Source organism: Rhizobium sp. AP16, assembly GCF_000281735.1.
Taxonomy (GTDB): Bacteria; Pseudomonadota; Alphaproteobacteria; order Rhizobiales; family Rhizobiaceae; genus Rhizobium; species Rhizobium rhizogenes.
In genome coordinates, this window is record NZ_AJVM01000065.1 from 128,625 (window position 1) to 150,122 (window position 21,498).

Sequence of the window (21,498 nt, forward strand, 5' to 3'; positions counted from 1 at the left end):
AACTTCCGAGGCGCCGTTCAAGCAAAGTGGTGACGCCACGCGAAATCAGTGCTAAACGCGCCGCGATAGTTCAACAACAGCGACTTCGCCGCACGGCATAGAGATGCGGCGCCCGAGAGACCAAGATCATGGCTGAGTTCAAATCCGATTTCCTGCGCACCCTGCAAGAGCGCGGCTTCATCCACCAGATTTCCGATGAAGCCGGCCTCGACGACCTTTTCGCCAAGGAAACCGTGACCGCCTATATCGGCTTCGATCCCACGGCACCGAGCTTACATGTTGGCTCGCTGATGCAGATAATGATGCTGCACTGGCTGCAGGCGACCGGCCATCGCGCCGTCTCGCTGATGGGCGGCGGCACCGGCATGGTCGGCGACCCCTCCTTCAAGGATGAAGCTCGCCAGCTGATGACGGTGGACACGATCGAAAGCAACATCGCCTCGATCAAGCGCGTCTTCTCCAGCTACCTCACCTATGGCGATGGCCCGAAGGACGCGTTGATGATCAACAACGCCGAATGGCTGCGCTCACTCAACTACCTCGAATTCCTGCGCGACGTCGGCCGGCATTTCTCGGTCAACCGCATGCTGTCCTTCGACAGCGTCAAGACGCGCCTGGATCGCGAGCAGTCGCTGTCCTTCCTCGAATTCAACTACATGATCCTGCAGGCCTACGATTTCGTCGAGCTGGCCAAGCGTTACGATTGCCGTCTGCAGATCGGCGGTTCGGACCAGTGGGGTAACATCGTCAACGGCATAGACCTGGGTCACCGTATGGGGACAAAGCAGCTCTACGCGCTGACCTCGCCGCTGTTGACCACCTCCTCGGGTGCCAAGATGGGCAAGTCTGCCTCCGGCGCGGTCTGGCTGAATTCCGATCTGCTCTCGGCCTATGACTTCTGGCAGTACTGGCGTAACACCGAGGATGCGGACGTTTCCCGCTTCCTCAAGCTCTACACCACGCTGCCGATGGACGAGATCGCTCGCCTCTCCGCGCTTGCCGGCTCGGAACTTAACGAGGTCAAGAAGATCCTGGCGACGGAAGTCACCGCCATCCTGCGCGGCCGCGAGGCGGCAGAACTTGCCGCCGAAACCGCGCGCAAGACCTTCGAGGAAGGTGGCCTTTCCGAAAACCTGCCGTCGGTCGAGGTTCCCGCTTCCGAACTCGATGCCGGCATCGGCCTGCTGTCTCTGATCGTCCGCGCCGGCCTGGCCGCATCGAACGGCGAAGCCCGCCGTCATGTCCAAGGCGGCGCCGTGCGTATCAACGACCAAGCCGTCAGCGACGAACGCAAGCTGATCGGCAGCGGCGAAATCACCGCCGATGGCGTCATCAAGCTGTCGCTCGGCAAGAAAAAGCACATCCTGGTTCGCCCGGCGGCTTAAGTAGGCAAACATCAAACGCATGAAAAAGCCGGCGCATCGCGCCGGCTTTTCTCGTTCTATTTCCAAAGAAATCGGAGCTTACGACCGTCCATCGGTGAACTGCACCAGATCCCACAGATTGCCGTAAAGATCCTTGAAAACAGCGACAATCCCGTAGTCCGCCTGCTTCGGCTCGCGCGTGAATTCGATCCCTTTCTCGAGATAGACAGCATAGTCACGCCAGAAATCATCGGTCTGTAGAAACAGGAATACCCGTCCCCCGGCCTGGTCGCCGATATAATTCTCCTGATGGGATGAGGAGGCGCGCGCAAGCAGCAGCGAGGCCGCACCATCGCCCCTTGGCTTCACGACAACCCAACGCTTGTCCTGTGCCGGCTGATAGCTGTCCTCAACCAGGACGAACCCGAGCTTGTTCACATAGAAGTCGATCGCGTCGTCATAGTCTCGAACGACGATGGCAATATGGGCAATGTTCTGATTCATCCCACTCCGGCTCCCGGCTCGTCGCTTATTTCCTCAAAACTCAAATATCTGCCGGAAAACACCCGGCGCGATGATCGACAGCGGGTTGATCTGCATGCTCGACTTTTCGATCGTGCCGGTCACTCGAAAGGTAATGCCGATCAGGCCGCGGTCGCTGCCGTTGCCGAGGATGAAGCCAACGATCGGAACTTCCGCGAACAGCCGGTTGAGGCCATAGGCAGGCATGAAGGTGCCCGTCAGGTCCATGTTGCCCTTGGCGTCCTTGACCGTTCCCTGGAAGGTCGCGCCCACCTGCGAGCCGCGCACGACGCCGTTTTCCACCGAAAGCGCGCCGCTGCGAAACACCAGCCGCGCGAAACCGCGGTCAAAACTCTGCGACCGCGTGTCGATATTCTGTTTGACGGCGGAATTCAGGCTCTTGCCGTTCTTGCCGCTGGGGGTCGAAACAATGGTCGAGAGCTTCTTTTCGTCGATGATCGCGAAGTTGCGGATATCCAGCGAACCATCCCATGCATCCGGTCCCGTGGAACGCAAAGACAGATTGAGAAGGCCGCCCTTCAGGTGTTTATAGAGGTCGGCAAAGCGTGCCACAGCGCCGGCATCGCCACTGGTGATGCGAATGGTGCCGCTGCCGCCGCCCTTGCTCATCTGGCTGACCACGGCTTCGCCGCTATCGGTGAGCCCGGAAAAATCCGCCGCTACAATGTGCCCGCCGGAGACGGAATAGACACCCTTGAGATTGCGGATCGATTCGTCATTGAAGCCGATGACCTTGTCGATATTGGCGCGGACTGTCGCGCTGGATGAATCGTCTGCGCTGCCGCCATTTCCTCCGCTCGACGATGCTTTCAGCCGCGCGAGAACCGGCCGCAGGTCTGCCGAATTGCCGGAAACCGATATGTCATAGGCACCGCTCTTGCCGTGCTTGACCGACAGTGCGAAATCGTCGAGCGCTGACAGTTTGACGCTGCTGAAATTGGCTGATGTCAGGCCGCCCTTGCTGACGACGAGATCGCCGCTGACACCAAAGCCGTCGCCCTTGAGAACGAAATTCTTCAGCGCCGTCTGACTGTCCGGTCCGGAGGCCTCGAACTGGGCGGTGGCCGGAATGCCGCTGCCCTTCGACCAGCCGATCCACGGCACGGTCAGGGCCGCCTTGCCGAGGTCGATCTTGACGGCCTGGCGATCCTCATCGATACGCGTGAGCTCCAGCTTGACCGGGCCGTCTATGATGTCGTTGAGGCCCGGTATGACGGAGTTGCGTTGGGCATCCGTAAGCGTAGCGGTGATCACGCGGCTGCGTTTGGCTGGCGATTTGCTGTCCGTGGGCTCAACCATATCGATCTGTGCGGGAATGCCATCGATCTGGGCCTGAGCATTCAGATGCACGGCCTGAGGATCGGCGTCGATGCTCCCCGTAAGATTGGTGACCTTACGATTGTTCATCGGTTTCAGCACGTCGACACTGCTAAGCTGCAGGTTCGCCTTCCAGACGGGCGGAGGCGGCTTCTGGTCGCTGAGCAGGCCGATGGTCGCATCGACATTGGCAACGATCTTGCCGTTGAAGTTCTCCGGCTTGAATTCGGTTCTTTGCAGCACTTCCAGCGGCTTATAGCTCAGCAGTTCGCCGATCGCATCGCCGGTGCCGGATATTGCGAGATTGAGCTCCGCCATCAGCGGCTTGTCATAGGCTGACGGGATCGAGAAATTGCTATCGTTCAGCGTCACCGAGCGACCGCTGGAAAAATAGGAGGTTGCGCTCGCAATATCGACGCTCATCGTCGGACCCGTCAGGTCGAAATGCGCCTTGGTATCGCGCAGCGGCGGAATTTCACCGGGCACATCGAGACGGGTGTTGTCGATATCGAAGGCGATGTGCAGCTCATCCTTTCCGAGCTGCAACTTGCCGGTTTGTGCCGCTTCCCTCAGCCGTCCGGCGGGGATGAAGACCGAGATGACCGCATTGGTCACCGTACCGCCGAAGAGATTGCTCTCCACCCAGACGCGCGGCTTCGAGGCCATCCAGAAAGGCCAGAGCTGCTTGATCGCGGTGGTATCCAGCTTATCGGCGCGGCCGCCGAAGCTAATTTCCGGCGAGCTATCGCCGAGTTTCATATGCAGCGAGCCGAACAACGCGCCGAGCGGTGTCGAAATGCCGATATTCTCGAATTGAAACTCCTTGGTCGCCGCCAGGAAGCGCCCCGTCGCCTGCCCGTCGAAGCTGACCGGCTGTTCGCTCGAGATCGAGGAAGCCGCCGTACCGCCACGGATCAGGAAATCGATGCCGAAGCCCTTGCCGGCATTGGCATCGATGCGGTCGAGATCGATGAGAGCGCCGGAGAAGGGTACGATGGTTCCGACGAACTGGGCCTTCGACTGTACGATCTCAAGCTTCTGGCGCGGGAAGTCATAGGCAAGGTTGATATTGGCCTGCGTCAGGTCCTGCATGTCGCGGTCCATGTACAGCGTACCGGGCTGGACATCGATGGAAGCGTTGAGCTTTGGATCGACGCCCTCGCCGCCGCGCACTGCGGTGACCGTCATGCCTGCGAGGCTCATGATACCCTGGCGCGGCGTGCCGTTCTGGTCATAGACCATGGTCAACGGCTTCAGGTCGACATTGGCAAGTTTCGCCGTCAGCGAAGAGCTATGGCCGGTCTCCTGCTGATCGGCGATCACATCCAGCGTCGCCAGGGAGCCGTTGACGGCAACCTCTCCGTAGAGATGTAACGCCGTCGGCCCATTGCGTTCGAAGGTGAGATTATCCACCACGAGCGAGATCGGCTCGCCCTCGTGACGCGCAAGCTTGACGGCAAAGCCGGAAATACGCACCGAGTTCGTACCGCCGCGCTGAACGAAGCGCTCCAGGAAATCCAGATTATCGAAGGCTGAATTTAGCGCTTGTGGCAAAGCATCGACACGTAGAGTCGTCAGATCGACGGGATCGCCTTGCGGCAACAACGAGGTATCGAGCGCGATGCCTTCGGCCGAAACATTGGCGACCTCGACGCGGCCTTCGACAAGTGCCAGGGGATCCAGTTCCATGCTGACCGACGACATGGTCGACAGGTGCTTACCGCTTTCCTGGTCGACCACATTGACGTCGTGGGCTTCGAGCGCCAGCCGCAGGCTCGGCGTGAACCGGACGACAGTCGAGCCAACTTCCGCCTTATAGCGCGGCCCGATCGCCTCATCGAGTGCCGACTGCGCCTTCTGAGACAGAGGCTGGTCGAAGATGCCGCTCTCGATGGTGGCGACGAGCGCACCACCGATCAGGACAAGGAAGGTGATGAAGACAAGAGTGATTCGGCAGACGTGCCAGACATGCGACCGGCTACGGCGGGCAGGCTCCGGCACATGCACGATCATGGGATCGTCGACCTGGGCGGAAGGCAAGTGGTCGAGTGAGACGAGATCCTTCTTGCGGAATATAATCTTTTCGCCTCGGATCACTCCCGTGCGTCCCTTTCGTTTTTCGCAATTTTGTTGGTGACGCTGCGTCCGATGTGGACGGCATACCGGTACAGTATATATGGCTGATGCCCAGTGTCATCTAAAATACCGGCAAAAGAAAGGTTTTCCCGTGACCAAAATCCCAGCGGTTGAATTAGCAATCGGAGACAAAGCACCGGATTTCGATCTTCCGCGCGACGGCAGTGGCCGCATAAGCCTTGCAGACTTTGCCGGCAAGCCGCTGGTGATCTTCTTTTATCCCAAGGACAATACGTCCGCCTGCACCGCCGAATCGATCGCTTTCACCGCGCTTGCAGCGGACTTCAAAAAGGCCGGCGCATCGATCGCCGGCATGTCGCCGGATTCGGTCAAGAGCCATGACAAGTTCGTGAAAAAATACGACCTGTCCGTTCCCCTTGCCGCCGATGAAGAGAAAACGGCAGCCGAGGCCTATGGCGTCTGGCGGGAAAAGAGCATGTACGGCCGGACCTATATGGGTGTCGTCCGTTCGACCTTCCTGATCGCCGCGGACGGCCGAATCGCGCGCATCTGGGATAAAGTCAAAGTGGCCGGCCACGCTGAGGAAGTCCTGGCTGCCGTGAAGGAACTTTGATGACGATGTCGGAACCGGCGGACATCGAGACGATCACGTCACTGCGCGGTGGCGCCATCGCCGCTATCCGCTCAGCCGATCTCGACCGCAAGACCACCCTTGCCCAGGAGACGGCCACCCGCTGGTTCGCGCGCACCCTGTCGCTGCGCTCACCACTCGATCCGCCGCTGGCCGATCGCCCCGGCCGGCCGCAGAAGCCGGAATTGGTGCCGCCAAAGCACATGAAAAAGCGGTCGCTGCACACGCTGCAGGGCCGTATCGCGCTGCTGCACGCCATCGCCCATATCGAATTGAATGCGGTCGATCTGGCGCTCGATATCGTCGCGCGCTTTGCGACCGGACCGGTGCCCAACTCCTTTTTCGACGGCTGGATGCAGGTTGCCTTCGAGGAAGCCAAGCATTTCAAGATGGTGCGCGCCCGTCTGCGTGATCTCGGCGCCGACTACGGCGACCTGCCGGCCCATGACGGCCTGTGGCAGGCAGCGCACGCAACCCGTACCGATCTCACCGCCCGCCTGGCCGTCGTGCCGCTCATTCTTGAGGCGCGCGGCCTCGACGTGACGCCGGCGCTGCAGGCAAAGATGCGCGAAACCGGCGATATGGAAAGTGCCGCCGTGCTCGATGTCATCTACAATGATGAGAAAGGCCATGTGGCCGTCGGCGCCAAATGGTTTCGCTTCCTCTGTGCCCGCGAAAAGCGCGATCCCGCCCGTACATTTCAGGAGCTGGTACGCTCCAATTTCCGTGGTTCGCTGAAAGCGCCATTCAATGATATCGCCCGCGCCGAGGCCGGCTTGACGCCGTCATTCTATCGCTCACTTACTTCCACAAGCAATACATAACATACTAAAATACAAGAGCTTTTCAATTTTCTAGTAGCGCAGCGTAAAGCAATCATTAACCATAAATCCGTCTACTTCCACAATGGATGCGAGAATGCGTCGATTGGGAGATTCTCGGTGACAACCAAGCCTCAGAACCGGGTTTTCGGCAAGCAGAAGCGGTGTCACACCATCATCGTGGCAAGCGGCGATAGCGTGCGTCACATGACCGTCCGCCCGTGGATGGCAGCGTTCTGCGTCTGTCTCGTCGGCATCTTTTCGATCGGCTACCTCCTGGCGACCTCCTATCTCGTGCTGCGCGACGACCTGATCGGCGCCACCATGGCCCGGCAGGCGCGCATGCAATATGATTATGAAGACCGGATCGCCGCGCTGCGCGCCCAGGTCGACAGGGTCACCTCGCGTCAGCTTCTCGACCAGCAGGTCGTCGAGAAAAAAGTCGACAAGCTGATGGAGCAGCAGCAGGCGCTGTCCTCGCGCCACGGCAAGCTCGATGCACTGCTCGACCGAGCCGAGAATTCCGGCCTGATGGATAATAAGGGTGCCAATGCCGCGACCACCGGCAATCGCGCCGACAAGGGCGACCATGCGGAATTGACCGGCGGCCTGAAAGCAATCGAGACGCTTCTGTCGAGCGGCAAGCCCGCCGATGCCACACCCGACAACTCCACCCTCGCCTACGTTCCCGCTCCCGAGACAGTCGCCGACCGTGCCGACCGCGTCTTCTCCAGGGTGACGCTGTCGCTGAAGCATATCGAGCAGGATCAATTGACTCGCGTGCAGCGCCTGACAACCGGCGCCGCCGATACCGCCGACAGCATCCAGTCGATCATGCAGAATGTCGGCATCAAGGTTCCCACCGTGACGGCGAGCGTTGCGAGCAAGGACGCGGATCCCGCCAATGACGACGAAGGCGTCGGCGGCCCCTATGTCGCGCCTGAGAACGTCGATCAGTTCGAACAGTCCATGGCCGATCTCGATACGGCCCTGACGCGTCTGGAGACGATGCGTGGCGCCGCCGAGAGCCTGCCATTCCGCAATCCCGCACCGGGCAAACTGATCACCAGTCCTTTCGGCAATCGCAAGGATCCGTTCCTCGGCAAGCTGGCACTGCACACCGGTACCGACTTTCATTTCAGCCCGGGCGAGAGGGTCAGGGCGACGGCGCCAGGCAAGGTCGTTTCCGCCGGCTGGACGGGCGGCTACGGCAACATGGTCGAGATCGACCACGGCGATGGGATCTCCACGCGCTACGGCCACATGGAAGAGCTGCTGGTCAAGGCTGGCGATACGGTAAAGACGGGCGACGCTGTCGGCCTAGCCGGCAGCACGGGGCGCTCGACCGGCACGCATCTGCATTACGAAGTCCGCGAGAACGGCCATCCGATAGACCCGATGTATTTCATCAATGCCGGCATGAAGCTGGCAAGTTATATCAATGGGATCGGGGCAATTTCGGCGCGAGAATTGTGACAAACGAGCAACAAAGATGGCGCTAATCTAAAAATTGCGTTGTGAATGAGCCTCAGGCTTTCTGAAGCGCCCGCTTTCCTTGACTTCGCGGGTATTTGGTTCTATGTCGCGCAGCATTGCGGCACGCTAGAACGTGTCGACTCATGAGTGTTCGACCGAACCGGAACGGAAATAGTTTTCCCTTTGACAACATTTGCTGACCTTGGCTTGAGCCAAAAAGTCCTATCCGCTGTAACAGACGCGGGCTACACCACGCCGACTCCGATCCAGGCTGGCGCCATTCCCTTTGCGCTGCAGCGCCGCGACATCTGCGGCATCGCCCAGACGGGCACCGGCAAGACCGCTTCCTTCGTTCTGCCGATGCTGACCCTGCTTGAAAAGGGCCGCGCCCGCGCTCGTATGCCGCGCACGCTGATCCTCGAACCGACGCGCGAACTCGCTGCGCAGGTCGCCGAGAATTTCGAAAAGTACGGCAAGAATCACCGCCTGAACATCGCGCTGCTGATCGGCGGCGTGTCCTTCGAAGAACAAGACCGCAAGCTTGAGCGCGGCGCCGATGTGCTGATCTGCACGCCCGGCCGCCTGCTCGACCATTTCGAACGTGGCAAGCTGCTGATGAGTGCCGTCGAGATCTTTGTTATCGACGAAGCCGACCGTATGCTCGACATGGGCTTCATCCCGGATATTGAGCGCATCGCCAAGCTCATTCCCTTTACCCGCCAGACCCTGTTCTTCTCGGCCACCATGCCGGCGGAAATCCAGAAGCTGGCCGACCGCTTCCTGCAGAACCCGGAACGTGTCGAAGTCTCGGCGCCGGCATCGACGGCCAAGACCGTGACGCAGCGTTTCGTTGCTTCGCATGGCAAGGATTATGAGAAGCGCGCCGCTCTGCGCGATCTCATCCGCGCCCAGACCGACCTGAAGAACGCCATCATCTTCTGCAATCGCAAGGTAGATGTGGCCGACCTCTTCCGTTCGCTCCAGCGCCATGGTTTCTCTGTCGGCGCACTGCATGGCGACATGGACCAGCGCTCGCGCACGACGATGTTGCAGAACTTCCGTGACGGCCAGATCCAGCTTCTCGTGGCTTCCGACGTCGCGGCACGCGGTCTCGACCTTCCCGATGTCGGCCATGTGTTCAATTTCGATGTTCCGATCCATTCGGAAGATTATGTCCACCGCATCGGCCGCACCGGCCGTGCCGGTCGCTCGGGCGCAGCTTTTACTCTCGTGACCAAGCGCGACACCAAGCATATCGACGCGATCGAAAAGCTGATCGGCGAAGATGTCCAGTGGCTGAACGGCGACCTGTCGGCGCTGCCGCCGGCTGAAGAAGGCGGGGACGACAATCGTTCTTCTCGCCGCCGCGAGCCGAAAGGCAAAGGCCGCGAGCGTGATCGCAGCCCCAGAGGCCGGAGTGCCTCGAGTCATAAATCTGATATCGACGTCGAAGATACTGTCGTCGTTGAAGTGATCGAAGCAGCACCAGCAAAGGCCGAGAGCGTGAGAAACGAGCGCAAGTCTGAGAACAACAACAAATCCCACAATGGTTCTCGTAACAACAATCGGCCCTTCCCTGCTGCCAATGACGACAATCGCGAACGCCGCAATCGTTACCGCGACCACGATGACGGCCCGACCCCGGTCGGCTTCGGCGACGATATCCCCGCATTCATGCTGATCGTAGCCAACGCCAAGGGCTAACAGGGTCGCGCGGCATGGGGAAACCCGGCATCGATTTCCCAGGATTAGGGACCGGTCTCGCGATTTTGCGGGATCGGAAATTGCTGCTCTATAAGCGCCTCAAGGCGCCGGAAGCCGGCTTCTGGAGCATCGTCGGTGGCAAGGTCGATCATATGGAGCCGGCCGCCAAAGCCGCCATCCGTGAGGCCGAAGAGGAAAGCGGCCTCTCCATCGGCCAAATAGATTATCTCTGCGCCATTGAAGTCCTCGTGGAAGCCGACCGGCAGCACTGGATCTCGCTGATTTATGTCACCAAGGATTTTTCCGGCGAAGCAAGTCTGGTTGAGCCGGATAAACTCTCCGATTTCGGCTGGTTTGGCCGCAACGAGCTACCGCAGCCGCTTTCGGCTTTTGCAGAAGCGACGATCGCTCATCTGAGCAAAGACGATTTCTAGCTAGAACTATTTATCCGCCCGCACGGCTGCTTCGTAGGCGAGCCTCACCCAGCGCGCCATGATATCCGGATCGTCGAAAGCATCGTCCGGGATCGACCAGTAGGGCATGTTGACCGGCTTGCCCTTCTTGCCCTCATAGGCCCAGCGCCTGGCGCCTGCCTCCTCAAATTCCGGTGCGCTGATCTCGTCGGCCTTCAACAGCATCTCGCTATCCAGTTCGATGGCAAGGATGCGGCCCATATGATAGATGCCCTTGCCGCCGAACATGCGCTTGATCGTTACCGGGCCAAGCGCCTGGAACATCTCTTCAATCTCGATATCGTCCATTCCCTACCCCTTCAAAATACCGCCGGCGGCGAGCACGGCTTCGGGCGTATCGACATCGAGATGGGCGGCATCGCCGATATCCACATCGACGACGGCGAGCCCTGATGTCTCGATGATATGCCGGGCGCCAACATCACCCTCCAGACGCATCACGGCATCGTAGACTGCCCGCGGCAGAATGACCGGATTGCCGCGCTTGCCGTGCGACACGGCCCTCACTATTGCTTGACCGTTCGCCTGGCGGAAAGCCGCAATCAACACCTTCAGGTCGTCGCTCGTGATACCCGGCATGTCGGCCAGCATGACCAGCACGCCATCGCTCCGTTGCGCCGCCGGCGCGCCGATGCCTACGACCAGCGAGCTCGCCATGCCAGAGGCATAGTCGGGATTGTAGACTTGCTCAACCGCCAGCCCGGTAAGCGCCTCTTCGATCTCCTCGCGGCGATGACCGGTGACCGCCGCCACGGAGGCGGCTCCGCTTGAAAGGGCCGTCAAGGCAGAGCGTCGCACCAGCGGCATGCCATCGAACTCGGCCAGAAGCTTGTGTGGTCCACCCTCGCCCATGCGGCTCGCCTTGCCGGCAGCAAGCAGAACGACGGCAACGGAAATCGGTACTTCCGGCTTTACCGGGATATCGCGCGGCCGTGGCCGCGATTGTATTTCCATTAGAAGACCTCCGACACCCATGCCGCTGATTTCCTGCGGCGTCGGCTGCTCGCCAGCAAGAATGCGGTCCAGCACCCAGTCGAAACCATTTTCCTTCGGACTGCGGGCGCAGCCAGGGGCACCGATGACATAGACGTCACCGACCTTGCCAAGCACCAGCAAATTGCCGGGATCGACCGGCATGCCAACCTGGATGACCTCGCCACCCGCCAGCCGGATCGCTTCCGGAATGACATCGCCGGCGTCGATGACGGCGGATGCGCCGAAGACAATCATCAGCTTCGGCGATCGATCCGCGGTCCGCAGCGCGCCATCAATCGCTTCCGCCACCGCAGGCGCGCGATGCGCCACACGCTCTTCCCGCACCAGCGTACTGCCGGCAAGCTGCAGCCGTTGCGACAGGATGCGCGCCGTCTTGTCCATCACGGATATCTTCAGCGACGTCAGTTCGGTGGCGATCAGCGATATCGCATGCGGCAGGAACGGCTTGACCTCGAACGCCGTCATCCGCCGCAGGATATCGACACCGGCTGCAATCTTCGTACCGGAGACAGCAAGCGGTATGATCTTGAAGGTCGCCACCATATCACCACGGCGCACCGGGACGTGATCGGCAAGACAGGCAAGCGTGATCGCCGGATCGACGCTGTTCAGCCGGTCAACGGCGGCGCGGTTTGCAACGAACAGGCCGTCGACTGCGCTATGAACATTGACGCGCCCTGTGGCCGCCTCAGAAAAGGTCAGATGATCCGGCGTGATCGCCCGCGCCAGCCGCTCCGCAGCCTCGTCCTCCATCAGATCGCCCGGTTCGATCCGCGCGGCAATGACCCGATCGATTCCGGCCACAGCAAGGCGATCAATATCTGCCGGCTCAAGAACATGCCCCTTGGCAAAGCTGCCATCCGGCAAGCGAACGGAATGCGCCAGGATCGCGCCAACCGCCTCTCTCGTCGGAAAATCGCCGAAGATCATGTCTTGTCACCTTTTGGCGACAAGACATTGCGGCCGCGCAGCGCTCCGATAATCTCGGCCAAAATAGAAACAGCGATTTCCGCCGGGCTCGACGCGCCAATGGGAAGGCCGATGGGGGCGTGAATCCGCGCGAGATCGCCTTCCGTCAGCCCTTCCCGCGTCAATCGCTCCAGGCGGCTCGCATGCGTCTTGCGGCTGCCGAGCGCACCGACGTAGAAACAGCCCACCTTCAACGCTTCGGCGATCGGGAAATCGTCGATTTTCGGATCATGGGTGACCGCGACCAGCGCCGTATAGGCATCGAGCGGCCGCTCCTTCAGCGCATCCACGGGCCAGTCGGCAACGAGATCGACGCCCTCGAAGCGCTCCGACGTTGCAAAGGCCGTACGCGGGTCGATGATCCGAATATCGAAGCCGGCAAGCACGGCCATCTGCGCCAAGACCTGGCTGATATGCACGGCGCCGATGACCACGATATGCGGTGGCGGCAGGTGAACATTGAGAAAGAGGTTGCGTCCGTCGATGTCGACCGCCGATGACTTTCCCGAGCGGAAGGCGGAAGTCGTGGCGTCGGCAAGAAGCCCATCAACAGCATCCCCCTCGACAATCAGCCGGTCCGGACCTCCGGACAGATCGGTGACCAGGATCACCGCCTGCCGCGCGCGTCGCAGTGCATTCAGCTTCGTCAGTATCTGACGGTCCATCAATGAAGCCTTTCGACATAAACTCGAATGCGGCCGCCGCAGGACAGGCCAACGCGCCAGGCGGTTTCATCCGCCACGCCAAAATCCAGCATGCGAGCCTTGCCGCTTTCGATCACGTCCAGTGCCTCGGTGATGACAGCGCCTTCGACGCAGCCGCCGGAAACCGAGCCATGAAAATTGCCCTCACCGTCTATAACGAGATGGCTGCCGGTTGGGCGCGGTGCTGAACCCCAGGTGTCGACGACGGTCGCCAGCGCCACGCTGCGGCCGGCGGACGCCCATTCCTCCGCGATTACAAGCGGATCCAGGCTTTCGGATATGTTTGTCATGTTTGCCTCACAGCTTGGCGAGAAAACGGCGTGGATCATAGGCGCCGGCACGGCCGGCGCTGAGGGCCGAAACGAGATCGGCCAGAGATAATAGATTGTGAACCGGACGGAATTCGTCAACATGCGGCAGCATGGTTCGCACACCACGGGCACGAGGTTCGAATCCTTCGAAGCGCAATAGCGGATTGAGCCAGATCAGCCGCCGGCAGGAACGATGCAGCCGGTCCATCTCGGTTTCCAAAGGCTCGACGCCGTCCCGCTCCAACCCATCAGTGATGAGGAGCACGATGGCACCCTGCCCGAGCACGCGGCGCGCCCAGAGCCGATTGAACTCCTTCAGCGTTTCGCCGATGCGTGTGCCGCCCGACCAGTCACGGACAGCAGCGGCGCATTCGTCCAGCGCCTCATCCGGATCCTTGTGCCGCATCGCCCGCGTGACATTGGTAAGCCGCGTGCCGAAGAGGAAAGTATGTACACGCCGCCGCCTTTCGGTGAGCACATGCAGGAAATGCAGGAAGATGCGGGTATATTGGCTCATCGAGCCGGAGATGTCCGCGAGAACCACCAGCGGTGGCTGCATCTCTCTGTGCCTGCGATAACGCGGGAGGATCAGAGAGCCGCCGGTGCGCAGCGCCGAGCGCATCGTTGCGCGGGGATCGATCCGAACCGGCGCATGTGCCGACACGAAACGGCGGGTCCGTACCCTATCGAGCGGCAGTTCCAGCCTCGCCAGCTCCTTCTTCGCGACGGCAATCTCCGCGGCCGACATCTGTGCGAAATCCATGCGGCGCAACACTTCGCTGCCGGATGTGGTGAAGCGGGCATCGATCTCGATATCCGGCATCTCGCGCTGCGGCCGGCGGTCGTTGCGATCGCCGAGCAAGGCATCACCGGCGCGGGTCTCGCCCGGCTTCGGCTTTTCCTTCTCGCGATTGTCGAGCGCGATCGGCGACATCATCGCGATCATCTTCTGCACGAGATCGCGTGAGCGCCAGAACAGCCGGAAAGCCTCGTCGAAAACCGCGAGGTCCTCATGCCGCTTGACGAAGGTGGAACAGAGCGCTGCATGAAATTCTTCGCGCGAACCGATGCCGATCGCCTCCACGGCCTCGATGGCATCGGCAATGGCCGCCGGCCCGATCTTCAGTCCTGCCTTGCGAAGTGCCCGCGCGAAGAAGACGATATTATCGGCAAGGCGCCCGTCACCAGACGATGATAACGGAGCGGCGATGCTATCCTGTGCTTGCGGATTCATCGGCCTATCCCGTCGCGAGCAGTTCGGATTTCACCTCATCCAGCACCCGCTTGCCCTCGCCACCCTGAATACGGGCGATATCATCCTGGTATTTCAGCAGGGTGCCGAGCGTGTCGGAGATCGTCTCCGGATCGAGCGCCAGCCTGTCGAGTTCGGTGAGAGCCGTCGCCCAATCGATAGTTTCGGCGACACCGGGATTCTTGAAGAGGTCGAGCGCACGCAGCTTCTGCACATAGGCGACGATCTGGCCCGACAGCGCCTCGTTGCAGCCGGGCACTTTGCGGCGGATGATCTCCAGTTCCTGCGCGGCCTCCGGATAATCGACCCAATGATAGAGACAGCGCCGCTTCAGTGCGTCATGCACCTCGCGCGTGCGGTTAGTGGTGATGATAACGATCGGCGGCTCAGCGGCCTTGATTGTACCAAGCTCCGGCACGGTCACCTGGAAATCGGATAGCACTTCCAGCAGGAAGGCTTCGAACGCCTCGTCGGTACGATCAAGCTCATCGATCAGGAAGACCGGCGCACGACCGTCGACGCTCGACAGGGCCTGCAACACGGGCCGGCGGATCAGATATCGCTCGGAGAAGATATCAGCCTCGATACGGTCGCGATCGGTGAGGCCCGATGCTTCGGCAAGACGGATTTCCAGCATCTGCGCCGGGTAGTTCCATTCATAGACGGCGGAGGAAACGTCGAGACCTTCATAGCACTGCAAGCGGATCAGCGGCCGGTCGAGCGCCTTCGACAGAACCTTGGCGATCTCGGTCTTGCCGACGCCGGCCTCGCCTTCGAGAAACAGCGGCCGCTTCATCTTCAGCGCCAGAAACAGCACCGTGCCGAGCGCGCGCCCAGCGAGATAGTCGTGAGCGCCGAGCAAGGCGATCGTCTCGTCTATCGAGCCAGGCAATGAAAATGAAGGTGCAGCTTTATCGGACATGGTTTCTCCCTTCAGGGAGTTTATAGCGTGTGATAGTCGCGGTTCATATAGAGCAGCGCCGGCTTGATTTCACTGAAACGCACCGCCATGACCTCGCCGAAAATAATGTTGTGCGTCGACGCTTCCTTGATCTCGGTGACGCGGCAGTCGAAGGCCGCCAGCGCGTCGGCAAGCACCGGTGCGCCGGTCACCAGCGTCTCGAATGTGCCGGCGGCGAAACGCTCGTCGTTGGTCAAGCCAGTCTTGCCGGAAAACGCATCCGCAAGCCCCTGATGATGCGCGCCGAGCGCATTCAGCGCGAAGACGCCGCTCTTGAAGAAGATCTCGTTCTTCACATTGCTGTTGTTGAGGCAAATCAGGACCGTGGCCGGATTATCCGACACCGAGCAGGCAGCCGTGATCGTCACCCCGCGCCGCTCGCTGCCGAGTGCCGTGGTCACCAGTTGCACATGCCCCGCATAGCGGCTCATGGCATCGCGATAGAGCGCTGGCCCCATACTCTGCCTGTCTAGCACGATCGTTTCCCTCATTTCTGTCATTTCACACGTTCCGTTCAATATGGCGGGCGAATGCTAGCTTTTCTACAATAGGATTATTGAAAACCGAGTGATTTTGTTGCTTTTTCTTTGACGACCACTGTCATGTGGATAAAAGGGCAGAAGATTTGCCTGGGATAACCATTCGATGAATGTTCTGCGTCGCACACCGCTTCTGATGCTGCTGCTCCTGACAGCCGGCAGCAGCCATGCCGCGGGCATCAATATCGGTATCGTCGCACCGCAGGAAGGCAACTTCGCAACCCTCGGCGCCGAAATCACCGCCGGCGCCAATTTCCAAGTGCAGGCGCAGCAGAATTCCGCCACCGTCGTCGATGAACCCTGCACGGAGGATGGTGGCCAGGCCGTCGCCGAAGCGCTGATCACCGCCAAGGTACAGGTTGCCATCGGCTTCCTGTGCAGCGAAACCCTGGAAAGCGCGCTGCCACGGCTGAAGGATGCCGGCATTCCCGTCATCACCGTCTCGGCGCGCTCCCATATCCTGATGGAAGATGCGCTGAAGAACGGCTGGCCGCTGTTTCGCCTTGCACCGGTGGACACTGCCGAGGCAGCAATGGCTACAGACACCATCCTGAAAAACTGGGCGGCAGAGCCGTTAGCCCTGATCGACGATGGCACGATTCACGGTCGCGAACTGGTGGGCGCAATACGCACCGCACTTGAGGGAAAGGGCTTAAAGCCTGTCTTCACCGATACCTTTCGCCCTGGCCAGGACCAGCAGATCGCCCTTGTCCGCCGGCTGAAAAAAGCCGGCGCCACGCGGGTCTTCATCGGCGGCGACCGCAGCGACGTGGCAATCATCGCCCGCGATGCCCAAAGCGAGAACGTCCCACTGAAATTGATGGGTGGTGACGCGATGCGTGCCGCCAACCAGCCGGTGCCTTTGGCCGACGGCGTTCAGGCCATCGCCTTGCCCGATTATGCCAGCCTGCCCGCTGCTCAGGCGGCGATGCAGACGATGCGCGCCGGCGGCATTGAACCGGACGGCTATATCCTGCCGGCAGCCGCAGCAGCGTTGATTGCAAATCAGGCGGCCGAAAGTGCCAAGGCGGAAAACAAGCCGGTTGCTGACAAGCTCATCGGCACAGCCTTCCAGACCCCGATCGGTCCGATCACCTTCGGCAGCAACCACGAATTGACGGACAATCCTTACCGTTTGCTGGAATGGCGCAGCAACGCCTTTGTGCCTCTGACGGCGGCGTCGAACTGATAGGGTCCGTGCAAGTCTGGCGGACTAGGTTGTCCGCCAGCCGAACCGGTGATAAGCCAAGCGCGAAAAAATTAGACGGAGTTCAGCTATCCCATGACCCTGCCGATCCGCATTGCCCCCTCCATCCTCGCAGCCGATTTTGCCAAGCTCGGGCAGGAAGTCAAAGATGTGACCGAAGCCGGGGCGGACTGGATCCATCTCGATGTCATGGACGGGCATTTCGTGCCAAACATCTCCTTCGGCGCCGATGTCATCAAGTCGTTGCGCTCCTATACCACTGCCACATTCGACTGCCACCTGATGATCTCGCCGGCCGATCCCTATCTCGAAGCCTTCGCCAAGGCGGGCTGCGACCGGATTACGGTTCATGCCGAAGCGGGCGTGCATCTGCATCGCTCGCTGCAGACGATCCGTAATCTCGGCAAGAAGGTCGGCGTCACCCTCAATCCGGCAACGCCGCTGTCGATCCTGGAAAACGTGCTCGACGATATCGACCTGATCCTGATCATGTCGGTCAATCCGGGATTCGGCGGTCAGAAATTCATTCCGGCCATGGCCGATAAGATCCGCAACGCCAAGTCACTCATCGGTAACCGCCCGATCGAACTTGAAGTCGATGGCGGCGTCACCGTCGAGACCGCGCCGCTCATCACTGCTGCCGGCGCCAATGTTCTCGTCGCCGGCTCGGCCATCTTCAAGGGCGAATCCGTCGAGGCTTACAAGCAGACGGTCTCCGACCTCAGGGCTGCGGCAGAACGGGGCCGCGTTGGATCAAATTAATCCGGCCAGCGCTGTCGTTGCGAGCGGGCGGCTCAAGGCAGCCGTCCCTTCCTATCGACAGCTGCTGATCGGAGCGCCCTGTTGGGGCGCAGCAATGGCGGGTTCTGTGCTGGCGGCGCTTTATCTGCGCAATGGCCTTCTGACGAGCCATCTGCCCGCGCTGACAGCCGTCTATTTCCTCGGTGGCACACTAGCCTGGCCCTTCATGCTGCCGCTGGCGCGGCTTCTTGCCCGTGGTCGAACGCTTGAAGCGCGTTTCGCAGCCTTCTTCCTGATGCTGTCGCTCGGCACCGTCGCCATGACCGCCTTTCTCTTCGCCATGGATTACCGCTGGTTCTATGCTCGCTGGCACGCGCCGTTCGGCACGCTCGTCTGGGCATTTCAGTTCGCCTTCACCAGCGCCAGCGCCGTCTATCAGTTTGCCGTTCTCGGCCTTGGCCTGTTTCTGCCGTTCGGTCTCCTCTGTTTGCTGGCCGCGAGCCTCTATCTCGCCAGGCATATGCGTTGAACCGAACGAAAGATTGCGCCAAGAAACATTGAGATTGCCGCCCGTCTTTGTTATGGGGGCGCCAAGCATTCGTTTCCCGCACCCCAAGAAAGTTGTGAGCCCATGATCCCGCGCTACTCCCGACCGGAAATGGTCGCCATCTGGTCGCCCGAAACCAAGTTCCGTATCTGGTTCGAGATCGAGGCCCATGCTTGCGACGCTTTGGCCCAACTCGGCGTCATTCCGAAGTCTGCTGCTGAAACCATCTGGGAAAAAGGCGGCAAGGCGACCTTCGACGTCGCGCGCATCGATGAGATCGAAGCCGTCACCAAGCATGACGTCATCGCCTTCCTGACGCATCTGGCCGAAATCGTCGGTCCCGACGCCCGCTTCGTGCACCAGGGCATGACCTCCTCCGACGTGCTCGATACCTGCTTCAACATCCAGCTCGTGCGCGCCACCGACATCCTGCTCGCCGATATTGACAAGCTGCTGGAAGCGCTGAAGCGCCGTGCTTTCGAGCATAAGGACACCGTCACCATCGGCCGCTCGCACGGCATCCATGCCGAACCGATCACCTTCGGCGTCAAGATGGCGCTCGCCTATGCCGAATTCGAGCGCTGCAAGCAGCGCCTGATCGCCGCGCGTGAGGAAGTCGCCACCTGCGCCATTTCCGGCGCCGTCGGCACCTTCGCCAATATCGATCCGCGCGTCGAAGAGCATGTCGCCGCCGCCCTCGGCCTGAAGCCGGAGCCGGTATCGACGCAGGTTATCCCGCGTGATCGCCACGCGATGTATTTCGCGACACTCGGCGTCGTTGCCTCCTCGATCGAGCGCCTGTCCGTCGAAATCCGCCATCTGCAGCGCACTGAAGTGCTGGAAGCCGAGGAATATTTCTCACCCGGCCAGAAGGGCTCGTCGGCCATGCCGCACAAGCGCAATCCAGTGCTGACCGAAAACCTGACCGGCCTTGCCCGCATGGTTCGTTCCTATGCCCTCCCGGCAATGGAAAACGTCGCCCTGTGGCATGAGCGCGATATTTCGCACTCCTCCGTCGAGCGCATGATCGGCCCGGATGCGACCGTCACCCTCGATTTCGCACTGTCGCGGCTCACCACCGTCATCGACAAGCTTCTGGTCTATCCGGAAAATATGATGAACAATCTGAACAAGTTCCGCGGACTTGTTCATTCGCAGCGCGTGCTGCTGGCGCTGACCCAGGCCGGCGTTTCCCGCGAAGATTCCTATCGCCTCGTGCAGCGCAACGCCATGAAGGTCTGGGAACAGGGTAAGGACTTCCTCGAGGAGCTGCTCGCCGATCAGGAAGTGCGCGCGGCGCTCTCGGAAGAGGACATTCGCGAAAAGTTCGATCTCGGCTACCACACCAAGCACGTCGACACGATCTTCAAGCGCGTCTTCGGCTGAGGTCGAACCGACCTATTGATCCGATTTTGAAGGGGCGGCGCTGACGATGCGCCGCCTTTTCTGTTTCAGGCGCGTCTTCCCGCCAACGTCGTCCTTGCGCTGCCCGCTGGCCGGTCTGTCTCCATCAAGCTTGGCAGCTTTTTCCACCAGCCGGTCCAGATGCTTCAGATCCTCCTCGTCGAGGTTCTCGATCCCGACAAAGCGGTTTTCCGCGGCGCTGGTCAGAATGAGTTCATTGAGCTTGGCTTGAATAGCGCGCGTATCGCGCGTCTGGGCGTTCTGCAGCAGGAAGACCATCAGGAAGGTGATGATGGTCGTGCCCGTGTTGATGACGAGCTGCCACGTCTCGGAGAAATCGAAGATCGGTCCCGTCAGGCCCCAGACGATGACCGATAGCAGCGCCAGGATGAAAATAACCGGTTTCCCCGCCCATTCCGAAACCGTGGCGGCGAAATGCGCGAAAATATGCTTGAGCTCTGCCATGCATCGAGTCCCCGGCCTCTCCCTGCGTATCTCCCGAATTCGGGAGATACGCAGGGATGACGCGGATCAACGCCGCAAAGTCACTGTGGTTCCACTCGCCCCAGCTACCTAGTGCGTGTCGGCCGGCACGACCAGCTTGCGATAGAGATGCCAGGTGGCATGACCGAGGATAGGCATGACAACGGCAAGGCCCGCAAAGATCGGAATGGTGCCGATCACCAGAAGTGCGGCCACAATCAGGCCCCAGATCGCGATCGGCACCGGATTGAGCAATGTTGCGCGCAGGCTCGCATCGACCGCCGCCACCGCACCGACATCGCGGTCGAGCAGCAGCGGGAAGGTAACGATGGTGGTTGCCAATACCACGAGGGCGAAGACGAATCCGGTAAGATTGCCCCAGAACATCATCGCCATACCTTGCGGCGTCGACAGCACATTGGACAGGAACGACGATAGCGTCACCGGCACCGAGTCACCGAAAAAGGCCATGTAGATATTCTGCGCCACCACCAGCCAGACGATGAAGAAGGCGAACAGCATGAGGCCGACCACGATGATCGACGGCAAGGCTGGCGAAAAGCGCACGTCGAAAGCATGCCGCCAGGAGGTATCCATCCCTCTTTCCCGTCGCATGCTGATTTCGTAAAGGCCGATGGCCGCCAGCGGTCCGACCAGCGCGAAGCCGGACATCAACGGAAAGAGCAATGGCAACAGGTTGGCACCGGAACTCCATAGCGTCAGCGCAATGCCCGCGATCGGATACATCAGACACAGAAAGACATAGTGCGATGGTTTTTCCCTGAAGTCGTCCAGCCCCATTTTCAGAGCGTCGACGAGGTCGGCAATGCCGATCTTGCGGATGGCCGGGCGCGTAAAGGTGTGGTCTGCGCCAGCCATGACGTGAAATGCCGCCATAATATTCCTCCTCCTCATCAGCCTATGTGTTCAGCTGGCGGCACGAAAATATCGGGGCAAA

The 21,498-nt window shown here is 60.5% G+C and carries 21 protein-coding genes; 10 read left to right on the plus strand and 11 right to left on the minus strand.

The features are described 5' to 3' along the window. The first annotated feature begins 128 nt into the window (after positions 1 to 128). On the plus strand, positions 129 to 1,385 hold the full coding sequence (gene tyrS, locus PMI03_RS18740; RefSeq protein WP_007696257.1) for a tyrosine--tRNA ligase: 1,257 nt from the start codon (positions 129 to 131) through the stop codon (positions 1,383 to 1,385). A 78-nt stretch (positions 1,386 to 1,463) separates the two neighbouring features. On the opposite strand, the gene PMI03_RS18745 is transcribed toward tyrS, so the two are convergent. After that, complete coding sequence (locus PMI03_RS18745) at positions 1,464 to 1,868, minus strand: VOC family protein (RefSeq protein WP_007696258.1); 405 nt, start codon at positions 1,866 to 1,868, stop codon at positions 1,464 to 1,466. Positions 1,869 to 1,901: 33 nt separating this feature from the next. Beyond that, positions 1,902 to 5,321: a DUF3971 domain-containing protein gene (locus PMI03_RS18750; RefSeq protein ID WP_007696259.1), complete on the minus strand. Its 3,420-nt coding sequence runs from the start codon at positions 5,319 to 5,321 to the stop codon at positions 1,902 to 1,904. Positions 5,322 to 5,451: 130 nt separating this feature from the next. Here PMI03_RS18750 and PMI03_RS18755 point away from each other — a divergent pair, with 130 nt between their 5' ends. From PMI03_RS18755 to PMI03_RS18775, 5 genes are all read left to right on the plus strand, one after another. Then, positions 5,452 to 5,934, plus strand: coding sequence for a peroxiredoxin (locus tag PMI03_RS18755; protein WP_007696260.1), 483 nt, complete (start codon positions 5,452 to 5,454; stop codon positions 5,932 to 5,934). After that, positions 5,934 to 6,776 carry a ferritin-like domain-containing protein gene (locus tag PMI03_RS18760; protein ID WP_007696262.1) on the plus strand — a complete coding sequence of 281 codons (843 nt, stop codon included), beginning with the start codon at positions 5,934 to 5,936 and terminating at the stop codon, positions 6,774 to 6,776. Before PMI03_RS18755 ends, PMI03_RS18760 begins: the two co-directional genes overlap by 1 nt. Positions 6,777 to 6,893: 117 nt before the next feature. Next, positions 6,894 to 8,249: a M23 family metallopeptidase gene (locus PMI03_RS18765; RefSeq protein WP_007696263.1), complete on the plus strand. Its 1,356-nt coding sequence runs from the start codon at positions 6,894 to 6,896 to the stop codon at positions 8,247 to 8,249. 183 nt (positions 8,250 to 8,432) lie between these two features. Next, on the plus strand, positions 8,433 to 9,953 hold the full coding sequence (locus tag PMI03_RS18770; protein WP_039974329.1) for a DEAD/DEAH box helicase: 1,521 nt from the start codon (positions 8,433 to 8,435) through the stop codon (positions 9,951 to 9,953). 14 nt (positions 9,954 to 9,967) lie between these two features. Then, entirely contained in the window at positions 9,968 to 10,387 is a 420-nt protein-coding gene (locus PMI03_RS18775) for an NUDIX domain-containing protein (protein WP_007696268.1), read from the plus strand. 6 nt (positions 10,388 to 10,393) lie between these two features. Here the strand turns inward: PMI03_RS18775 and PMI03_RS18780 are convergent, their stop codons facing one another. From PMI03_RS18780 to PMI03_RS18810, 7 genes are read right to left on the minus strand one after another with little or no spacing between them, the layout of a single operon-like run. Further along, positions 10,394 to 10,714: a TfoX/Sxy family protein gene (locus tag PMI03_RS18780; RefSeq protein ID WP_007696269.1), complete on the minus strand. Its 321-nt coding sequence runs from the start codon at positions 10,712 to 10,714 to the stop codon at positions 10,394 to 10,396. A gap of 3 nt (positions 10,715 to 10,717) precedes the next feature. Next, the gene (locus PMI03_RS18785) at positions 10,718 to 12,352 is read right to left on the minus strand and encodes an NTP transferase domain-containing protein (RefSeq protein ID WP_007696271.1); all 1,635 of its coding nucleotides are present in this window, start codon (positions 12,350 to 12,352) and stop codon (positions 10,718 to 10,720) included. After that, positions 12,349 to 13,056: an XdhC family protein gene (locus tag PMI03_RS18790; RefSeq protein ID WP_007696273.1), complete on the minus strand. Its 708-nt coding sequence runs from the start codon at positions 13,054 to 13,056 to the stop codon at positions 12,349 to 12,351. Before PMI03_RS18790 ends, PMI03_RS18785 begins: the two co-directional genes overlap by 4 nt. Then, a complete protein-coding gene (locus PMI03_RS18795; RefSeq protein ID WP_007696275.1) occupies positions 13,056 to 13,385 on the minus strand; it encodes an XdhC family protein in 330 nt (109 codons plus the stop codon). Before PMI03_RS18795 ends, PMI03_RS18790 begins: the two co-directional genes overlap by 1 nt. Positions 13,386 to 13,392: 7 nt before the next feature. Further along, positions 13,393 to 14,640 carry a VWA domain-containing protein gene (locus PMI03_RS18800; protein WP_007696277.1) on the minus strand — a complete coding sequence of 416 codons (1,248 nt, stop codon included), beginning with the start codon at positions 14,638 to 14,640 and terminating at the stop codon, positions 13,393 to 13,395. Between the two features lie 4 nt (positions 14,641 to 14,644). Further along, positions 14,645 to 15,580 carry a MoxR family ATPase gene (locus tag PMI03_RS18805; protein ID WP_007696279.1) on the minus strand — a complete coding sequence of 312 codons (936 nt, stop codon included), beginning with the start codon at positions 15,578 to 15,580 and terminating at the stop codon, positions 14,645 to 14,647. Positions 15,581 to 15,600: 20 nt separating this feature from the next. Continuing rightward, positions 15,601 to 16,095 carry a flavin reductase gene (locus PMI03_RS18810; RefSeq protein WP_034519348.1) on the minus strand — a complete coding sequence of 165 codons (495 nt, stop codon included), beginning with the start codon at positions 16,093 to 16,095 and terminating at the stop codon, positions 15,601 to 15,603. A gap of 169 nt (positions 16,096 to 16,264) precedes the next feature. Between PMI03_RS18810 and PMI03_RS18815 the strand changes: the two genes are divergently transcribed. The 4 genes from PMI03_RS18815 (at position 16,265) to purB (ending at position 20,039) form a co-directional block, all read left to right on the plus strand. Next, entirely contained in the window at positions 16,265 to 17,347 is a 1,083-nt protein-coding gene (locus PMI03_RS18815; protein ID WP_007696284.1) for a branched-chain amino acid ABC transporter substrate-binding protein, read from the plus strand. Between the two features lie 93 nt (positions 17,348 to 17,440). Then, positions 17,441 to 18,127 carry a ribulose-phosphate 3-epimerase gene (gene rpe / locus PMI03_RS18820; protein ID WP_007696286.1) on the plus strand — a complete coding sequence of 229 codons (687 nt, stop codon included), beginning with the start codon at positions 17,441 to 17,443 and terminating at the stop codon, positions 18,125 to 18,127. A 94-nt stretch (positions 18,128 to 18,221) separates the two neighbouring features. Then, a complete protein-coding gene (locus PMI03_RS18825; protein WP_007696289.1) occupies positions 18,222 to 18,635 on the plus strand; it encodes a hypothetical protein in 414 nt (137 codons plus the stop codon). A 102-nt stretch (positions 18,636 to 18,737) separates the two neighbouring features. Continuing rightward, positions 18,738 to 20,039, plus strand: coding sequence for an adenylosuccinate lyase (purB, locus tag PMI03_RS18830; RefSeq protein WP_007696291.1), 1,302 nt, complete (start codon positions 18,738 to 18,740; stop codon positions 20,037 to 20,039). A 12-nt stretch (positions 20,040 to 20,051) separates the two neighbouring features. On the opposite strand, the gene PMI03_RS18835 is transcribed toward purB, so the two are convergent. Both PMI03_RS18835 and PMI03_RS18840 read right to left on the minus strand, forming a co-directional pair. Next, positions 20,052 to 20,522 carry a low affinity iron permease family protein gene (locus PMI03_RS18835; RefSeq protein WP_007696294.1) on the minus strand — a complete coding sequence of 157 codons (471 nt, stop codon included), beginning with the start codon at positions 20,520 to 20,522 and terminating at the stop codon, positions 20,052 to 20,054. A gap of 108 nt (positions 20,523 to 20,630) precedes the next feature. Further along, positions 20,631 to 21,437, minus strand: coding sequence for a DUF2189 domain-containing protein (locus PMI03_RS18840; RefSeq protein ID WP_007696296.1), 807 nt, complete (start codon positions 21,435 to 21,437; stop codon positions 20,631 to 20,633). Positions 21,438 to 21,498 lie beyond the last annotated feature (61 nt).

Bases quoted from the DNA above. Each gene is read 5' to 3' on its own strand.
- tyrS (WP_007696257.1), top strand. From the start codon at position 129: ATGGCTGAGTTCAAATCCGATTTCCTGCGCACCCTGCAAGAGCGCGGC.
- PMI03_RS18745 (WP_007696258.1), bottom strand. From the start codon at position 1,868: ATGAATCAGAACATTGCCCATATTGCCATCGTCGTTCGAGACTATGAC.
- PMI03_RS18760 (WP_007696262.1), top strand. From the start codon at position 5,934: ATGACGATGTCGGAACCGGCGGACATCGAGACGATCACGTCACTGCGC.
- PMI03_RS18775 (WP_007696268.1), top strand. From the start codon at position 9,968: ATGGGGAAACCCGGCATCGATTTCCCAGGATTAGGGACCGGTCTCGCG.
- PMI03_RS18780 (WP_007696269.1), bottom strand. From the start codon at position 10,714: ATGGACGATATCGAGATTGAAGAGATGTTCCAGGCGCTTGGCCCGGTA.
- PMI03_RS18785 (WP_007696271.1), bottom strand. From the start codon at position 12,352: ATGATCTTCGGCGATTTTCCGACGAGAGAGGCGGTTGGCGCGATCCTG.
- PMI03_RS18790 (WP_007696273.1), bottom strand. From the start codon at position 13,056: ATGGACCGTCAGATACTGACGAAGCTGAATGCACTGCGACGCGCGCGG.
- PMI03_RS18795 (WP_007696275.1), bottom strand. From the start codon at position 13,385: ATGACAAACATATCCGAAAGCCTGGATCCGCTTGTAATCGCGGAGGAA.
- PMI03_RS18800 (WP_007696277.1), bottom strand. From the start codon at position 14,640: ATGAATCCGCAAGCACAGGATAGCATCGCCGCTCCGTTATCATCGTCT.
- PMI03_RS18805 (WP_007696279.1), bottom strand. From the start codon at position 15,580: ATGTCCGATAAAGCTGCACCTTCATTTTCATTGCCTGGCTCGATAGAC.
- PMI03_RS18815 (WP_007696284.1), top strand. From the start codon at position 16,265: ATGAATGTTCTGCGTCGCACACCGCTTCTGATGCTGCTGCTCCTGACA.
- rpe (WP_007696286.1), top strand. From the start codon at position 17,441: ATGACCCTGCCGATCCGCATTGCCCCCTCCATCCTCGCAGCCGATTTT.
- PMI03_RS18825 (WP_007696289.1), top strand. From the start codon at position 18,222: ATGGCGGGTTCTGTGCTGGCGGCGCTTTATCTGCGCAATGGCCTTCTG.
- purB (WP_007696291.1), top strand. From the start codon at position 18,738: ATGATCCCGCGCTACTCCCGACCGGAAATGGTCGCCATCTGGTCGCCC.
- PMI03_RS18835 (WP_007696294.1), bottom strand. From the start codon at position 20,522: ATGGCAGAGCTCAAGCATATTTTCGCGCATTTCGCCGCCACGGTTTCG.
- PMI03_RS18840 (WP_007696296.1), bottom strand. From the start codon at position 21,437: ATGGCGGCATTTCACGTCATGGCTGGCGCAGACCACACCTTTACGCGC.